Genomic DNA, 16,341 nt, shown 5'->3' with positions numbered 1-16,341 from the left:
GCAATTATGGACATTGGAACGATTTCGCTCGTCTTGCTGGTAGGAATGCTCCTCCTACTTGCGATTGGTATGCCGCTGGGATTTGCCTCAGGTTTTCTGGCCGTTGTCGTCATGGTCATGAAGTTTGGCCCCGACCTCCTCTTCGGTCAATTTGGCACCGGTCCGCTGAATATTCTGCTTCAGCGAATTTACGGGATTACGACAAGTTATGTCCTGGTCTCAGTGCCGCTGTTCATATTCATGGCGAACTTGCTCGAACGTTCAGGCATCGCGCGGGACATGTACTCGACCCTCGACGTTTGGCTTAATCGCACCCGCGGTGGAGTTGCCGTCGTCACCGCGCTCATGGCGGTTGTCATGGCGGCAATGTCCGGCATCATCGGTGGCGAGGTGGTGCTTCTGGGACTGATCGCGCTGCCACAAATGTTACGGCTTGGCTACAATCAGAACCTTGCCATCGGAACCATCTGTGCCTCCGGCTCTCTGGGGACAATGATTCCGCCGTCAATCGTTCTGATTTTCTACGGCCTGGTTACCGACACGTCCATCCATGCGCTGTTCCAGGCAGCCTTTGTCCCGGGATTCATACTCGCGTTCAGCTACATTGCGTACATTTTGATCCGAACCCGAATCCAACCTGATCTGGCGCCTTTACCAGAGACTTCCGAGAATGACTTGTCAGGTGAAGAAAAGCGTTTGTACGGCCTCGCCCTGATTGCCATGATCGTCGGCACAGGGTCCTTGATCTTGTCCCTGCGTGCGGTCTTCTTCAACACGCTCGGGACGATTGAGATTGACACGAGCTATGTATCCCTTGGCTTCATGATCAAGTCCGCCATTCTTTCGGCCGCGCTTTTTGCCTACCTCATGTTAGTTGTTGGTCTTGAAAGAGCCAAGACAGCTTGGGAATACGGCAAGGGCATGGTTGCGCCTCTCCTGATCGTTTTCGTGGTCCTAGGCTCCATCTATGGCGGAATAACCGGGATCACCGAGGCCGCCGGAATCGGTTCGGTTGCAGTGCTGTTGCTGATCATTTTCCGCGGTGAATTCTCTTGGGTTCTGCTACGCGAAGCGTCGATGCGAACGTTCAAATCCACCGGGACAATCATATGGGTGACAATCGGCGCGACTGCGCTCGCCGGTGCCTATACGATCGCCGGCGGCCCGACCTATGTAGCCAACCTGATCGTTGGGCTGGAGATGCCGACGCTTGGCGTGCTACTGATCATGATGCTGGTGTTCCTGTTTATGGGCGCCTTTATGGACTGGACCGGAATCGTGCTGCTGGTCATGCCCGTTTTCCTTCCGATCGTCCTCAAGCTTCCTTGGGAGGAACTGGGGTTGACCGGTGGGCTTGACTCGCAGTTGGCGGTTCAAGTCTGGTTTGGCGTGCTGTTTTGCGTGAACATGCAGGTCAGCTTTCTGTCACCACCGTTCGGCGGCGCGGCCTTCTATCTTAAGTCCGTTGCTCCTCCGCACATCACGCTGCCGGATATTTTCAAGAGCTTTCTGCCCTTCATAGGCATTCAGATCATGGTGCTGATGCTCATCCTCCTGGTTCCGCAAATCACGACCCTGTTTCTTCACTAGAGGCAAGTCGGGCCTCCGTTTCCTCCCAGACGGGGGCCCGAGAATCTCTGGTGTGGTGGGGAGATGGAGAAAAACGAACCAGTTCGCAAACGCATCGGTACGCCTTCGTTCAATCAGTTTCCTGCATTTGGGCGTACGGAAGACCGGTTCAATCGAACAGACGCCGCCACTTGAAAACAGGGGTCTCCTAAAGGCTTTTTTGCCCTGCAACGGTTGATGGAAGCCGTCTTCTCAAGAGGCCTGCACGAGCATGTGCAGGTTCTTCAGCGGATAGAAAGTTTTGAGGTGGAGGGCTTTCTTCGGCCATTGACAATTTAAATGATCTTTGATCAAATATCAAAAGGGTAAATTCAACACATGCCCGGCAGATCCAAAGGAGTAGGCTTTGTTGCAGACACTCGCGAAGAAAACCGCGCTCACCACAACGTTGACCAGCATCGAAGGCGCAGCGGTAGAGGTGGAGTCACAAAAAATCCTTTTCTTGAAACGCTTTATCGGAAACCACCGGCGGGCCGAGGCACCAAGTATGGTGACGGCCTTAACCTCGCGGCCCGATTGTGCCGCTTGAGCCGAACCTCGGAGTTTAAAACATGGTGCAAGCCCCTAATGCCGTCTTTCTTGGTCGGATCGCCGTCGATCTCTATGGCGAGCAATTTCACAGTCCTTTGGAGGAAACCCGAAGTTTTGCACGTTACCCGGGTGGCTCCAGTGGCAACATGGCAATAGCAGCGGCGCGAGCTGGCGCAACGGTCGGGCTGATTTCGGCGGTCGGGAGCGATCCAATGGGCCGCTACCTGATGCGTTCATTGCGTCGAGAAGGCATTGATACACGTGCCATGACCGTGAATGGGGACCGGAGAACGGCCCTAGCTTTTCTTGGCATGCTCAACGGCGAGGCCGACCAGCTGGACTTCTACCGGGCCAATTCTGCGGACGCGTGTATCGAGTTTGACAAGATCCCGACGGATTACTTTGTGAACGCCCAGTTCCTAGCGCTAACCGGGACTCATGTGGCCGACGCGGAGGCTTGGCGAGCGGCCTCGCCGATTGTGGATGCTGCTGAGGCGGCAGAGGTGCCCCTGGTGTTGGATATCGATTTACGCCGCTCATTATGGTCGGAATTCCAACTCGGGCTGGAAGGGTCAGTGGCGCGCGTGCGCGACCTGCTGCCTCGGGTTTCCATAGTCGTTGGCAACGAAGAGGAGATAGCGCTGATCCTTTCCGGTGACATAACACTTCCCGCCGATGTCACGGTGGTCAGAAAGCTCGGGCCGAACGGGGCGCGCTGGTCGGGAGCCGATGCCGAATTTCAGGTTGCAGGGCACAAAATCGATGTCGTCAATCCGGTAGGAGCAGGGGATGCGTTCTTAGGCAATCTTACTGCCGCGTTGCTTGTCGGCGCGTCGCCACAGGTGGCGTTGGCCAGAGGTAACGCCGCCGGAGCGCTGGTGGCCACGAGGCATGGCTGTGCAACGGAAATGCCTTATCCCGACGAACTCGACCTCTTCCTGGATGGAGTTGCCCAGGATGATCCGGAGCTGAGTCAACTGCACCGAGCGCACAGTAGGCCGCCGCTGGAGGTACCTGTGCTGGCTCTGGCATGTGACCATCGAAAGCCCTTCGATGAGCTCGTAAGAAAACACAATCGGCCGCACGAACACGCCCAACGTTTTAAAAACCTGGTCTTCAAGGCAATGCGCTTGGGAGCAAAGGGCGTAACGGGGATGCAGCCCGGTATGCTCATGGACCCGAAATATGGGCAAACCGTGCTCGACCGGCTTGCGGACGACGGTATCTGGACCGGGCGTCCCATCGAGGTGACCGGATCGCGCCCCTTGATCTGCGAAGCGGGGCACGCGCTGGCACAAGACGTTGCGAGCTGGCGTCCGGGACAGGTTGCCAAAGTTCTGGTCTGGTATTCTCCTGACGATCCCGACGAGCTGCGCGCTCAGCAGTTCGACACGCTGAAGTATCTCCAGGCGTCCTGTCGCGCCGCAGGCGCTGAATGGATGCTGGAACTCGTGCCACCGCTCAACATGCCGCGCGATGACGAAACCCTCATCCGGGGCGTGTCTCAGTGCTACGAAACCGGATTGCGGCCCGACTGGTGGAAATTGCCCGCGCTGACCACTTCGGACGGTTGGACGCAGTTGGACGAGACGATCCGCGAACACGACGACACCTGTCGAGGAGTGATTGTGTTGGGGCTGAACGAACCCGCTGATTTGCTTGAAGCTGCATTGCGCCTCGCCGGTAAGAGTGCCTGCTGTCAAGGTTTTGCGATTGGCCGGACAATTTTCGGTGGTCCCGCAGAATCGTGGTTTTCCGGCGACATCGACGACGCGGAAGCGGTGGACCGCATGGCTGTCACTTACAAACGACTGATTGAATTTTTCCTGGAAGGGAGGAGTATGAAATGATGCAAGGTGTCACCAAGCGCAGCGAAAAAGCCGGGGATGTCGACCTCGTGGAGTGGCCCGAGCCGGTCGCACGACCCGATCATGTGGTTCTTGAGGTGGCCGCCGCAGGTATCTGCGGCACGGACCTTCATATCTACCGCAACGAATACAATGTGAAACCGCCTGTTGTGATGGGCCATGAGGTCTGTGGCAGAGTCGTCCAAACTGGAGAAGGAGTTGACAAGGCACTGATCGGGCAGCGCTTTGTTGCCGAAACCTTCTTTTCAACTTGCGAAACCTGTCGCTATTGCCGGAGCGGGAGGCCCAATCTTTGTCTCGATCGTCGCTCCATCGGAAGCCACGTTAACGGTGCAATGGCGCCATTAGTTGAAGTCCCGGTTGGCAGTTTGCACTGCGTGCCGGCGGCGATGTCAGATGCCGCTGCCAGCCTCGCCGAGCCGGTGGCCTGCGTCACAAACTCGATGTTTGGTACACACGGATATGTCGAACCGTCGCAGCCCACCTTGGTGATTGGACCCGGGTCTATCGGACTGATTGCTGCACAGGTGGCCGCCGCGCAAGGAGCGGATGTCACCGTTCGCGGGACAGATCGCGACGCACCTCGCCTTGATCTGGCCCAGAAACTTGGCTTCAACGTTTCGAAAGTGGGCGATGGCTTGCCGCATGACCGCTTTGAGACGGTGATCGAATGCTCCGGCAATGCTCTTGGATACGCCGATGCGCTCAGGTTTGCGGCGCGTACCGGGCATATTGTGCAAATGGGATTGTCGGGGAAATCCTCGGACCTGCCGTCGGATCTTATTTGCTACAAAGAGCTCACGATCACCTCTGGTTTCGCCTCAACGCCGCGTTCGTGGCACAGGGCCATGGCGCTGATGAACTCCGGCGCTATCGACCTTGAGAGCCTTGTCACGGATGTATTTCCATTGTCCGACTGGCGAAGCGGCTTTGACCGATCTTTCGCCGCAGATGGCGTGAAGTTCGTTCTCGCTAACTTGTAAACTCAATTACTATTCCGAAGTACCTGCGTGGCACTGCCTTAGGAAACCAGTTTGAGGCGGTGTCCGTCGTCAGATGATTTGGGACACGAGAGGTTGCTTGATCCTCTCGGCCACCGAATTTCCGGAGCCAATATAGGTGCGGGTGGCACCGGCTTTTCGGGATCGGGGCCCGAGAGGATATCGATGCCGGTCCCATCAACTTCATCACGAGCGGTCAGGTCGCCGAAAGCTGAAGCGCCGCTTACAAAAAGCAAACCTGTCCAACCATGGATTGTCGCTTTTCGCAGCCCGGTTGGCTTCCCGTCTACGAGGAAAAGCTGGATTGTTCGACCGAATGAGCCCTCTGTTTGCACGATTTGTTCCTTGAAAACATGATTCTAATAATTTCTTGCACAGCTCACTCTAACCACGAAATTACATGATTGTCGTCCCGTGAGGACGGCTTTCCCATACGGACTGCACCGAGGCTCAACGGGCCGTTGGCCCGCTCCCCCCGATCCAGGCATCATTCCTTTTGTTGGGTCCGCCCAACATCCCTGACCGTGGCGGTCAACCTTAGTCCATCCCCAAAATCAGCCACCAATTTCCCCTGTCTCGCTGGCGAGCCATTCCTCGCGGGGCAAATTGGCGTCTGATTTTGGCGCAGACATTTTCTTCGCAAATGTGGCCGATTGACAGCCCCGTTCAGGGCCGTGGGTCGGGCTTTGCCCTCTCCCACTCAGTTCCGCCGAATACATGCGTATTTGGTCAGATCAGGTGGCCGAGGCGCAGCCCATCGGCGGAAAGGGGCGTGAAGCCTCTCCCGCGTCACTTTGATCGAGGAGGCCACAAATGGCACCGAAGTTTGATGTATATGCCCACGTCACCGACACCATTATTGCAGAGATTGAGGCAGGCACGCCGCCATGGCGCAAGCCGTGGACTGGGAGCGCGTCGGGCATTGCCCTGCCAACCCGACACAATGGCGAGGAGTATCGCGGGATTAACATCTTGATGCTCTGGGTCATGGCAGCAAAGCATGGCTATGTGTCCAGCCGCTGGATGACCTACAAGCAGGCGCAAGAGCTGGGCGGCCAAGTCCGCAAAGGCGAGACGTCTTCGACTGTGGTCAAATACGGGACGTTCACCCGAGAGAACGAGCAGGGTATTGAGGAAGAACTGCCCTATGCGCGCGCCTATCGCGTGTTCAATGCCGATCAGATCGAGGGTTTGCCGGAGGACTACTACATCCGGCCCGAGGCCCCGCGCGATCTTGGCACAGCCGAAGATCCTGAGCTTGAGGCGTTTTTCAGCCGGACAGGGGCAGAGATCCTCACCAGTGATGATCCGCGCGCCTATTACAGCCCAGCCAAAGATCACATCCACATGCCGCAGATTGCCACGTTTCACGATGCAGTAGGCTACTATGGGACGTTGGCCCATGAGGTGATCCATTGGACCGGCAGCGAAAAGCGGCTGGAGCGGATCAAGAAGTTTGCAAATCGAGAAGCCTATGCCTTTGAAGAACTGGTCGCAGAAATTGGCGCTTGTTTTCTTGGTGCTCAGATTGGCGTCGCGCCGGAATTCGACCAAAGCGCCGCCTACGTTGAAGGTTGGTTGAAAGCGTTCAAAGAGGACAAACGGGCGATTTTTCGTGCGGCATCTGAAGCGCAGAAAGCCGCAGACTTTGCATTGCAAGCAGCAGGTCAAAGCAAGGAGGTGGCAGCATGACTCCCGACTATCACAGCGATGATTTTGCGACGGCGCGTCTGGAAGATACCGTCAGCTTGCGAAGCGCCGCCCGTGAGGCGCACGCCACGCTTTACGCGGTGTTGAACCGACTGGAACTGAACGATCTGGACGGCGAAGAGCAGCCCTATATCGACGATTGTCTCGGGGCACTCGCAATCCTTGAGGAGGCGTTGCGATGACCTTGGAAGAGATCAAAACAGCAGTGGACGCGGGCAACCGCGTTCACTGGGTCAACAGCGGGTATGTAGTGACGCGTGATGACCTCGGGCAATACTTCATCACATTCATGCGGAACGGGTCGGCTATCGGCTTGACCGGTCAGGATGGCACCCTCCTGAACGGCGAGCCTGACGAATTTTTCATCGAGGAAAGCGCCGCGGATTGCCATGAAGTACTCTGACATCAGGCAGGCGGCCCGAGAGGGCCGCGCCAGCGTGCATCTTCATGGGTTCTGCAATCTGCCCGATGGCGGGCAGGAGTATTGTGATGATCCAGAACTGATTGATGGCTGGGCGATCTATGTCCGAGTTGAGACCCCGGACGACCCGCAACAACACTTTGATCTGCACGAGCTGCCCGATCATCAAACCTATGCCAGCGCCGAAGGCGCGGCCCGCGCAATAGCGCTGCAATTGCTTGGCGATGCTGAGGCGTGGAACCACGACTAGTGGTGCCATGCCTTGCGCATGAGGCTGGCTTTGCCCGGCGGTCGCAGCCTATGGCTGCTCCAAACGGAATACAGGCAGTTGATGCAATATTATAATATTGAATCAAATATGGCGAAATGCCATAACAGGGCTGCCTGTATGATGCTAGCAAGAAATAGGGATGATTACTTCACATGGGCCGACCGCGTGCACCACGGCACAAGCGACTGACGCAAAACCAGCGTTTTGCCATCGCGCGCAAGCGTGCCGAAGGGGTGTCGATCGAGGATCTGGCCCTTGAATTCGGCGTCACGCCCCGCAGCATCTTCTACACGTTGAAGGCCGATCAAAGCCGCAAGCTTGATGCGCGAGTGCGCTCCGAACTGGTGAATGTCCGGCTGACGCCAAAGGAGCTGGCGGGCTTTGATGCCGTGCTGACGCGGCATGATATCGCCAGCCGGGCGGAGGGGCTGCGGCGGTTGATCCATGCCTCAAACGATCTCTTTGTTCCCGACGATGAACTGGCCAACCAGATGCAGGGGTTATCGGCCTCGCTCAATCGCACCGGCAACAACATCAACCAAATTGCGCAGCGCCTGAACGAGGCAAAGCGCCAGGGCAAGACGCCGCCCTATGGCAACTCTGCCCATAGCCAGGTGCGCGCCTTGGCCGGGCTGATCTTCGACATCGCTGACCAGGTTCAGGACATGGCGCAGCGCCGCCGAAGCGCGCTGTCTGGCGAGGTTGCCCGCGTATTGGGAGGCTTTGTCGATGGCCCGGAATAGCGCCGTTGCCGCCGCGCAGGAGGCCTTCTTCGATCGTGACTGGAGCCGCATTCGCGGCAGCGTTCCGCGCGCGTGCGCCAAGCAGATGGCGCGCGCCGCCATGGGCCATTCCCCAGCGATCTTCAAAGCCATTCGCGACGGCGGCACGCACAACAAAGCGCAGCTGCGCAACCAGCTGGAATACCTGACCGCCAAGTCGAGCTTCATCATCGACAGCCGTGGTACCTATGACGGCCAAAGCGTCCTGTCAGCCAAAGAGATCGAACAGGTCACGCGCCGATTTTCAGCGCAATGGAATGAGGGGTTTCATCCCAAGCTGGGACATACCTCGCATCTCTTGATGGCTTTCCCAATTGGCACGCGCGGTGAGGATGTCGCCGAGATCACGCGCGAGATCTGCGAGCGGTTCTTTCAGGGCGAAGGCAGCCATTTTGACTACATCGCCGCCGTGCATGAGGACCGGGATCACCCGCACGCCCATATCGTTCTGAACCGGCGAAGCAAGGACGGTGAATTCTTCTTTCTGAAAGAAGGGCACCATTTCAACTACGACAGTTTTCGCGAGGCCATGGTGGAGGTGTCCGACCACTATGGGCTGAGGCTAGAAGCGACGCGAAAGCTGGAGCGTGGGATCACGACGAAGAGGCCGAGCGATGTAGAGCAGCGTCGTGCAGAAGCCTCGGGGCACAAGCTGACCGAGCGTGAGCGCGTGGGGCCGGAGCTTGACCGTGCCTTGGCTGAGGTGGCGCAGAACGCGCGGCTTTATCGCGGCTTTGCGGCCGAGGCCTCGCGTGAGAACCAGCATGACATTGCAGCTGCCTTGGACAAGGCTGCGACGCTCTTGGCGCAGGGTAAACCAATTGAAGCAGATGGAAAGGTATATGGCATGGCCGAAGAACAGCATTCCTTTGACGAGGTCGTGGATGCCTTTCACGACAAGATCAACCAAGCCGAACGCATTGTGGCGGACGCCCCGGTGGAGCGGCGCGCGGCGCTTGAGCATGAGCTGAACGACATCTATCGTTCACTGTCACATCTGAGCCCCATGGGAACGCAGTCTCACACCTTGCTCGAAGACGCGTCCAAGAGTGGGATCTATTCTGCTGCAAATATACGGGCCGAGGCCCAAGATGCTTTGCAGGATCCAGCTCTTGCCGAACGCCTTCAGCAGGCTTTGAAAGACACTGGCATTGACGCGCAAGAGGTGGCGCGTCGCGTTGAAGTCGGCGCGAGCAATGCCGCGCTCGAGCGGCAATGGCTTGGACAGGATTTGAAGGCGATTGCCGAGAAGGACGGCTTTGACCTGTCAGGCGCCGATGAGCTCGAGAAAGCGATCGACCGCCTTGACCAGGTGCACAGTGATCTGGGTCGTATGTTGGCCGATGCTGAAGTTCTCAAGGACAGTGGAGTGGTGGAGGCCGACCGGCAGGAAGCCATAGTCGACGGGTTGCCGCCGACTACCGCTGATATCCTGAGCCGTATGAGGGACGACCCGACCGCAGATCCATTCCGCAGCGATCTGGAGCGCGAGACCTTGAGGGCCGAACTGGAGGATCTGGCCGGTGAAGAAAACACCCCGGACTTGGCAATTGGCGATGAAACCACGCTTGAAGAACACATCGAAGACCGCCTGGACCGGCTCTATGCGGCCAAGGCCTACCTACAGAGCGACGCTGCTCTGGCGAACAGTGTGGCGATGGAGCATGTCCTTGATGAGATCGCCAATGAAGAAATTGATGTTCAACGCGAGCGGCATGTCGATGCCGACGGCGAAAAGGGCATGACGCATGGGTAAGACGCGGATCGCTATTGGCGTCATGAGCTTTGCTCTTCTCGGCGCTGTGTTGGGCTATGTTCTGGCGTCGGCCTTTCTGACATTCCGCTGGTTCGGGGTCGGGGCGGATATCGATTTCTTGATGCTTGCGCGCAGCTATGGGGTTCTTCGAACGACCCACCCGGGCGATATGCAGATTGTTCACTTGATCGTGGGGATCAGCACTTGCGCGGGCTTTTTACTCAGCGCGGTTTTGATGAACGACGCGCTAACCAAATTTGGGGAAACCCACTGGCAGAAATTGTCCGAGATGAAGCGGAACGGCTTTTTCGGAAAGCCCGGCCATGGGTTTGTTCTCGGAAAGATGGGTAAGCCCAAGAGCCGCAAACACTTTGTGATGTCCAAGGTCTTCCCCCATGCCCTGATCGTGGCCCCGACCGGACGCGGCAAGACCACGGGCTTCGTCATCCCGAACCTTTTGACCTATCAGGGCAGTGCCGTGGTGCTGGACGTAAAGGGCGAAAACTTCGAGGCAACAGCGCGCCACAGGGCAGCGCAGGGCGACAAGGTGTTCCGGTTTGCGCCCACTGACTGGAAGGATGGCCGCTCGCACCGGTACAATCCTTTGCTGCGCATCTCGGCGCTCGAAAATGTCGACCGCCAGCAGATGGAGCTGCAGCTCCTGGCTTCGCTGTTCTTGCAAGCTGACAACGACAGGGTTCAAGGGCTACTTGATGGCGGTATCGATCTGTTTGTTGCGGCAGGGCTTTTGGCATTTGAGCGAAAGCGGCCGACTCTGGGCGAGATATACCGCATCACCGCATCAGGCGGTGACAAGCAGAAGGAATATCGACGCCGCGCCGACGAAGTGGTCAATCCAGCCGCCAAGTTGATCTTCATGCGCATGGCCTCGACCAACAACGACACGCTGACATCCTACCTTTCGCTTTTGATGACCTCGGGTCTCAAACAATGGTCAAATCCCGCAATCGACCGCGCAACCGCGAACTCTGACTTCGATTTTCGCGATATCCGAAAGACACCGTTTTCTGTCTATCTCGTGGTCGAGCCGCTGATGGTTAAACCCCTCGCGCCGCTGATCCGCCTGTTTTTCTCGGACTTGCTGGCATCGCTGCAGGACCATGAACCCGGCAAGGACGAGCCTTGGCCGGTCATGATTATGCTCGATGAGTTCAATCGCCTGGGCAAAATGCCGATCGTGCTCGACAGCATCGAAACCCTGCGATCCTACCGCGCCAATCTCGCGATCGTCACCCAGACCATCCCTGCGCTTGATGAAATTTACGGTGAAAATGCCCGGCGTGCCCTGCAGGGCAACGCGGGCATCAAGCTCTATCTTACGCCCTCAGATGAGAAGACCATTGAAGAGCTCAGCAAAGCCGTCGGCAAAACCACCAAGCGCGTTGTGACCCGCTCGCGATCGGTCGGCCGCAACCCCTTCGCCGGGCGCAGCATGTCTGAACGGACCGAAGAAACGGCTTTGTTACCCGAGGATGAGGCACGGCGTATGGATCTTGATGACATCGTTCTGGTGGTCGACGCGCAAATGCCCGTGCGGGCCAAACGGATCAAATACTATGAAGACCGGTTCTTTCTGCGAATCTTCGACAAGCAGACCGGAGAGCTGCCATATCCATCTGCGGGGCACCAGATGCGCGGGCTGCAAGGACAGATCAAGGCGCTGGAGGCAAAGATTGGAGCGCTTGAGGTGCCTAAGGTGGTTGCTGCTGAGGGATCAAAAGTTGGTGGGGAACGGCGCGAAGAGATCGAAGAACTGGCGTCTTACGGGCAGGGCGTGCAGTCCAGTGATGAACCTAGTCTGGATGATTATCGGTCTGGAACAGAAAGGGTGGATCGTTTTTTGGAAGATGCGTTCCGGTAGTTTGACCGGGAGGTTTTTTGCACAGAAACTCTCAGGCTCGATGTACAGTCAGTTTGGTGAGCTATGGCGTCTTAAGTCATCGAAGACACTCTCTCGGGGTTGCTGTTGATGGATGGTGGTACAATTTTGGCGCGAGATTTCGGTTGCCAGTTCACTGGCCGCTGACACATAGTGAGAGGTGGCAATGAACTTCGTTGTAAAATTTGAGTATTTGGAAATTTAGATGATCCAACACTTCTTGAAAATTGAAAATCTTGGCGTTTTTTCAAACTACAAAAAGCCTGCGGGGATGGAACCCTTTAAGCGATTTAACTTGATCTACGGGCTCAACGGCTCGGGAAAGACGACACTGTCCCGTTTTTTTGCAGACTTGAACAAGGGACAAGCGGAAGGTTTCCCCAACCTCAAGTACAAGATCAAGACCGAAGACGGAGATTTTCAACAGGGAACCCCCTATTCGCGCAAGATTAGAGTATTCAATGCGGAGTATGTGGATGCCAACATTGGCAAACTCGAAGGCACGCTCAATCCAATATATGTCATAGGTGAAGAAAATAAGGCACTTGCTGAGACTGTGAAGTCGGACGAGACTCAGCTTGCCTTACTGAAACAGCAGCTTAAGGAAAAGTCGGCTGACAGAGATAAGTTGGTAAAAAAGAAGGGGAAGCTCTTCACTGATGTGGCCCCAAAAATTACCGAAGCCTCCAAAGGGGCCGTCACTAGGACTTATAACAAACGGAACGCCGAAAAAGCCTATGGTGAATTGTCCAGTGCTAAGCAGCTTTCTATCGATGAGTTGGCCGTCACTTCTGCGGAAATGAAACAGACTGCTCTAGACCGTTTGCATGAATTTCCAACTGTTAAAATGGAAACTCACGAAGGTGAGCAAAATCTCTTTGAGACGCTAAAACTGCTGAGAGACGTTATCCTAAACCTCGGGCGAAAAAGTGCAATATCTGCTGCAATAGAGCGCATAAAAAACAATCCAGAATTGGCGAATTGGGTCGAGCGTGGGAGAGATCTTCACGATAGGAAAGATGACCAAATTTGCGAGTACTGCCTGCAAAAAATTCCCGAGGACCGTGAAGCAGAATTAGCTGCACACTTCAACGAATCTGATAGTAAACTAAAGTTAGAGATCGAGAGTGCGATTTCCTCAGTTCGTGCAGCCAGAGACGAAATTGAACGTATTAAAGGCTTGAGTGAGAAAAACCTTTACCCTGAACTTCAGGAAGAATTCTCAAAGAATTCAAAGGTCCTTTCCGAAGAACAAGCCGGGATACTGTCAAACCTGAAAGAAATGGATGAAGCGCTTAAGGACAAGCTCACTAGGCGTACAGAATGCTATGAGGTGGTGATTCCCGCCCTCAGCAGTTCAACCTGGGATGCGGCAGTAGAAGCACTCAACTCACTTATCAGACGCCACAATGCAGAAACTGATAATTACCAGAATCGGCTCGACAGCAATTTTTCGAAGATCGAAACACATTTCTTGTCGGCCATCCAACAAGATGTTCAAGATGTTTCAGATGAAATCAGTGTCTTGGAAGGCGAGATTCAGGCCTGCATTGACGGTGATGCGGAGAAAAGCACTCTGGGTACTAAGGATCTAGAGACACGTATCAAAGACAACCGAGCTAGAATATCTAACTCCCATCAAGCGGCCGCTGACTTGTCTCAGAAACTGGCCTCTTTTTTGGGCCGTGATGATCTAAGGTTTGAACCTGAAGGAGAGGGTTATCGAGTAATGCGTTTTGGCCGAGCGGCAAAGAGGCTAAGTGAAGGCGAGAAAACAGCCATCACATTCCTGTATTTCGTTGTCGGTTTGAATGACCAAGATTTTGACCTTGAAGATGGGATTGTTGTGATCGACAGATCCGATCTCCAGTCTGGACTCCAGTTCAGTATATCAGGCCTTTTCCTATTTGAAGAGTGCAGTGAAAGATGCGCGGCAAGTCTTTCTTTTGACGCACAATTTTGAGTTCCTAAAGCTTCTTTTAGGATGGTTTACCTATGGAAATCAGAAAGATAAGTCGTATTGGATGCTGCACTGCACCAATACCAGTCCTGCCGCCAGAGAGACCGATCTTAAGCCGTTGGATAAAGTTCTCATAGAAAACCGGAACGAATATATATATCTGTTTAGAACTCTTGCGGAATTTGTTTCAGATGGAACGATTGCTCAGTCTTATCCAATCCCAAACATAGCAAGAAAAGTGCTCGAGACCTTTCTAGATCAGCATTCTACCGGAAAGTCTTTTTTCAAGAAGCTGGAGAACCTTGACTATGACGAGCAGATCAAGTCATCTTTGTATAAGTATACCAATGACTTATCACACCCGACCATGTCGGGCCTTGACCCAGCATTGGTTGGAGAAACTCAGACAAATATTAAGCACCTCTTAGAGATGATTCAAACCGTTGCACCAGTGCACTACAAGGCTCTTACGGGTGCAGAAAGTTGATTTGGATCGATCTCGAACAGTTGGATGGTCTTACCCCTATTTGCGAGGGAGGCACCACGACGCCAGGCCAACTGCGAAACTGTTGTGTCGGGGTAAGAACCGCACCATTCGTGGAATACGGACGGAACAATTATGCGCCTACTAGTTTCAGCTGACACTCACCTCGGATCACCCATAAGATCTTTAGCACTACGCAATCCCGACCTCGGAGATCGTTTGAAGCAGGCCAGCCGTGATGCCTTTGTCGAGATCGTTGATCTGGCGATATCGGAACAGGTCGATGCGTTAGTGCTAGCGGGTGACATTTTTGACAATGGTTACCCGGATCTTAAGTCTCGTGCTTTCCTGATAACTCAGCTGGCGCGTGCCGCAGAAGCTGGGGTGCCCACGGTACTGATCCGGGGCAACCACGACGCGCTTTTGGATCACAATGCTCATGGAGACTTGGGGCCAAATATCCATCTTTTGCACAAAGACGCTCCTACCGTCGAAATCGGTGATGCTGCGTTCCATGGCCTGTCTTTCGATACGGCGCATGTGGCAAAGAGCTTCCTACCGGACTACCCAGTTCCAGTTCCGGGAAAACGAAATATTGGTCTTATGCACACCTCGCTAGATGGTGCCCCAGGTCATGATCCCTATGCGCCTTGCGCTGAACAGGACCTGATGGGGCACGGTTTCGATCTTTGGTGTCTGGGGCACATTCACGCACCGTTTGAGCGAGTTGATGGATCGGTTCTGGCGGTTATGCCAGGTATCCCGCAACCGCGTCATTTTGGCGAGCGTCACGGGGGAACTGTGACCTTGGTTTCGATGGGGGATGGGGTCCCGGAATTTGAACGCCAAGCGGTTGGGCGACTTGGCTTTTCTGAATGCTCTCTAGACCTAAGCGCCTGTTCTGACCAACAAGAGGTACTTAGAAGATTGCGCGACGGATTAATGACCACCCAAGTGCCAGGGCGCGATGTAGCGGTACGCCTTAACACTACCTCGGATCGATATGGTACGGAGCTTGTTACAGTACTGGCGTCAGAAGTCCTGGACAGTATTAATGGCGTATTCCTCGATAAGGTTAAATCGGTACCGTCGGTCAGCCAAGCCAGTCCCGAGACAGACGATTTGGTTCGCTTGATGCAGGTGGAATTCTCCGAAGATGGTTTTCGACAGGCCGCTCTCCAACAGCTCGAAGAACTGCGTCTAGCTATGCCGTCAGAAATCACAGACGAGGTTGCTGAGGAGAGATTGGATGCGCTTCTCGAAGAAGCGGTTGCAGAAGTCTCTCTAACTCTGCATGCGGGTACCTCCCAATGAGATTGAACCGGTTGGATCTTATCCGTTATGGGCGCTTTAAAGATGCCGAAATTTGTTTTCCAAAACCGGCCGATGGGAAACCCGATGTAACGGTGGTTTTCGGACAGAACGAGGCAGGCAAGTCTACCGCTTTCAATGGTTTTCTGGAATTGCTTTTCGGTTTCAAAGGCGGGGCACATCCCTACGCATTCCGGTTCGATCGAAGTGATCTTGTAGTGGGCGCAGAGCTTGATCTGCCTGAACGTGGAACCACAGTATTGCGTCGCAACAGTAAGAGAACCCAATCACTGCTGGACTCGAACGAACGCCCAATCAACGAGGCGATTTTGTCTGGAGCTCTGCACGGCCTTACGCGAGACAGCTATGAGGAACGGTTTTCACTCGATGAGAAAGGTCTGCGAGAGGGCGGCGAGCGGATCGCCGGAGCGCAGGGTGACCTTGGCCAGCTCCTGCATGCAGGCCTCTCCGGCCTGACAGGGATGGCTCAAACTCTGGATTCCTTGGCCGAGCGAGCAGACAAATTCTACAAGAAACGTGGTCGGGGTACGGTATTGAAGACCGGCAGTGATCGCCTCAAAGAGATTGGTCGCGAATTGCGTGCTGATCACTTGACGACTGAGCGAGAGCGCAAACTTCGCCAAGATCGTGACCGGACAGTAGCCGATTTCGAAACTGCCGATGCTGATCTTCGACAAGTTTATCAACGACAAGCAG

Annotated in this window: 14 protein-coding genes and 1 pseudogene; all 15 read left to right on the top strand. The window is 55.1% G+C overall.

The genetic code is table 11. The features are described from left to right. Positions 1 to 6: 6 nt before the first annotated feature. Positions 7 to 1,590, top strand: coding sequence for a TRAP transporter large permease (locus tag ACR0L1_RS05900; RefSeq protein WP_171727595.1), 1,584 nt, complete (start codon positions 7 to 9; stop codon positions 1,588 to 1,590). Between the two features lie 385 nt (positions 1,591 to 1,975). After that, on the top strand, positions 1,976 to 2,158 hold the full coding sequence (locus tag ACR0L1_RS05895) for a hypothetical protein (protein ID WP_170610005.1): 183 nt from the start codon (positions 1,976 to 1,978) through the stop codon (positions 2,156 to 2,158). Positions 2,159 to 2,180: 22 nt separating this feature from the next. After that, on the top strand, positions 2,181 to 4,010 hold the full coding sequence (locus ACR0L1_RS05890) for a PfkB family carbohydrate kinase (RefSeq protein WP_171727594.1): 1,830 nt from the start codon (positions 2,181 to 2,183) through the stop codon (positions 4,008 to 4,010). Further along, positions 4,007 to 5,011, top strand: a complete 1,005-nt coding sequence (locus tag ACR0L1_RS05885) for a zinc-dependent alcohol dehydrogenase (RefSeq protein WP_171106061.1) — start codon at positions 4,007 to 4,009, stop codon at positions 5,009 to 5,011. The genes ACR0L1_RS05890 and ACR0L1_RS05885 overlap by 4 nt, the downstream gene beginning before the upstream one ends. Before the next feature lie 831 nt (positions 5,012 to 5,842). Beyond that, positions 5,843 to 6,721 carry an ArdC family protein gene (locus ACR0L1_RS05880; protein WP_171727593.1) on the top strand — a complete coding sequence of 293 codons (879 nt, stop codon included), beginning with the start codon at positions 5,843 to 5,845 and terminating at the stop codon, positions 6,719 to 6,721. Further along, complete coding sequence (locus tag ACR0L1_RS05875) at positions 6,718 to 6,921, top strand: hypothetical protein (protein ID WP_170610014.1); 204 nt, start codon at positions 6,718 to 6,720, stop codon at positions 6,919 to 6,921. Before ACR0L1_RS05880 ends, ACR0L1_RS05875 begins: the two co-directional genes overlap by 4 nt. Further along, on the top strand, positions 6,918 to 7,142 hold the full coding sequence (locus ACR0L1_RS05870; protein ID WP_171727592.1) for a hypothetical protein: 225 nt from the start codon (positions 6,918 to 6,920) through the stop codon (positions 7,140 to 7,142). The genes ACR0L1_RS05875 and ACR0L1_RS05870 overlap by 4 nt, the downstream gene beginning before the upstream one ends. Then, entirely contained in the window at positions 7,129 to 7,410 is a 282-nt protein-coding gene (locus ACR0L1_RS05865; RefSeq protein WP_170610017.1) for a hypothetical protein, read from the top strand. Before ACR0L1_RS05870 ends, ACR0L1_RS05865 begins: the two co-directional genes overlap by 14 nt. A gap of 173 nt (positions 7,411 to 7,583) precedes the next feature. After that, entirely contained in the window at positions 7,584 to 8,174 is a 591-nt protein-coding gene (locus ACR0L1_RS05860; RefSeq protein ID WP_171727591.1) for a helix-turn-helix domain-containing protein, read from the top strand. After that, positions 8,161 to 9,969, top strand: a complete 1,809-nt coding sequence (locus ACR0L1_RS05855) for a relaxase/mobilization nuclease domain-containing protein (protein WP_171727590.1) — start codon at positions 8,161 to 8,163, stop codon at positions 9,967 to 9,969. Before ACR0L1_RS05860 ends, ACR0L1_RS05855 begins: the two co-directional genes overlap by 14 nt. Then, the gene (locus ACR0L1_RS05850) at positions 9,962 to 11,851 is read left to right on the top strand and encodes a type IV secretory system conjugative DNA transfer family protein (RefSeq protein WP_480857620.1); all 1,890 of its coding nucleotides are present in this window, start codon (positions 9,962 to 9,964) and stop codon (positions 11,849 to 11,851) included. The genes ACR0L1_RS05855 and ACR0L1_RS05850 overlap by 8 nt, the downstream gene beginning before the upstream one ends. 223 nt (positions 11,852 to 12,074) lie before the next feature. Further along, positions 12,075 to 13,832, top strand: coding sequence for an AAA family ATPase (locus ACR0L1_RS05845; RefSeq protein WP_480857618.1), 1,758 nt, complete (start codon positions 12,075 to 12,077; stop codon positions 13,830 to 13,832). Further along, positions 13,789 to 14,316, top strand: coding sequence for an AAA family ATPase (locus ACR0L1_RS05840; RefSeq protein WP_480857616.1), 528 nt, complete (start codon positions 13,789 to 13,791; stop codon positions 14,314 to 14,316). Before ACR0L1_RS05845 ends, ACR0L1_RS05840 begins: the two co-directional genes overlap by 44 nt. Before the next feature lie 132 nt (positions 14,317 to 14,448). Continuing rightward, positions 14,449 to 15,627, top strand: coding sequence for a metallophosphoesterase family protein (locus tag ACR0L1_RS05835; RefSeq protein ID WP_480857614.1), 1,179 nt, complete (start codon positions 14,449 to 14,451; stop codon positions 15,625 to 15,627). Then, a pseudogene (locus ACR0L1_RS05830) lies at positions 15,624 to 16,187 on the top strand (AAA family ATPase); the annotation flags it as partial. The gene ACR0L1_RS05835 and the pseudogene ACR0L1_RS05830, both read left to right, overlap by 4 nt. Positions 16,188 to 16,341: the final 154 nt, after the last annotated feature.

The sequence above is a fragment of the Ruegeria sp. J8 genome (assembly GCF_056531925.1).
The sequence above is the reverse complement of the archived record's forward strand: the minus strand, read 5'-3'. Positions and strand labels throughout refer to the sequence as shown.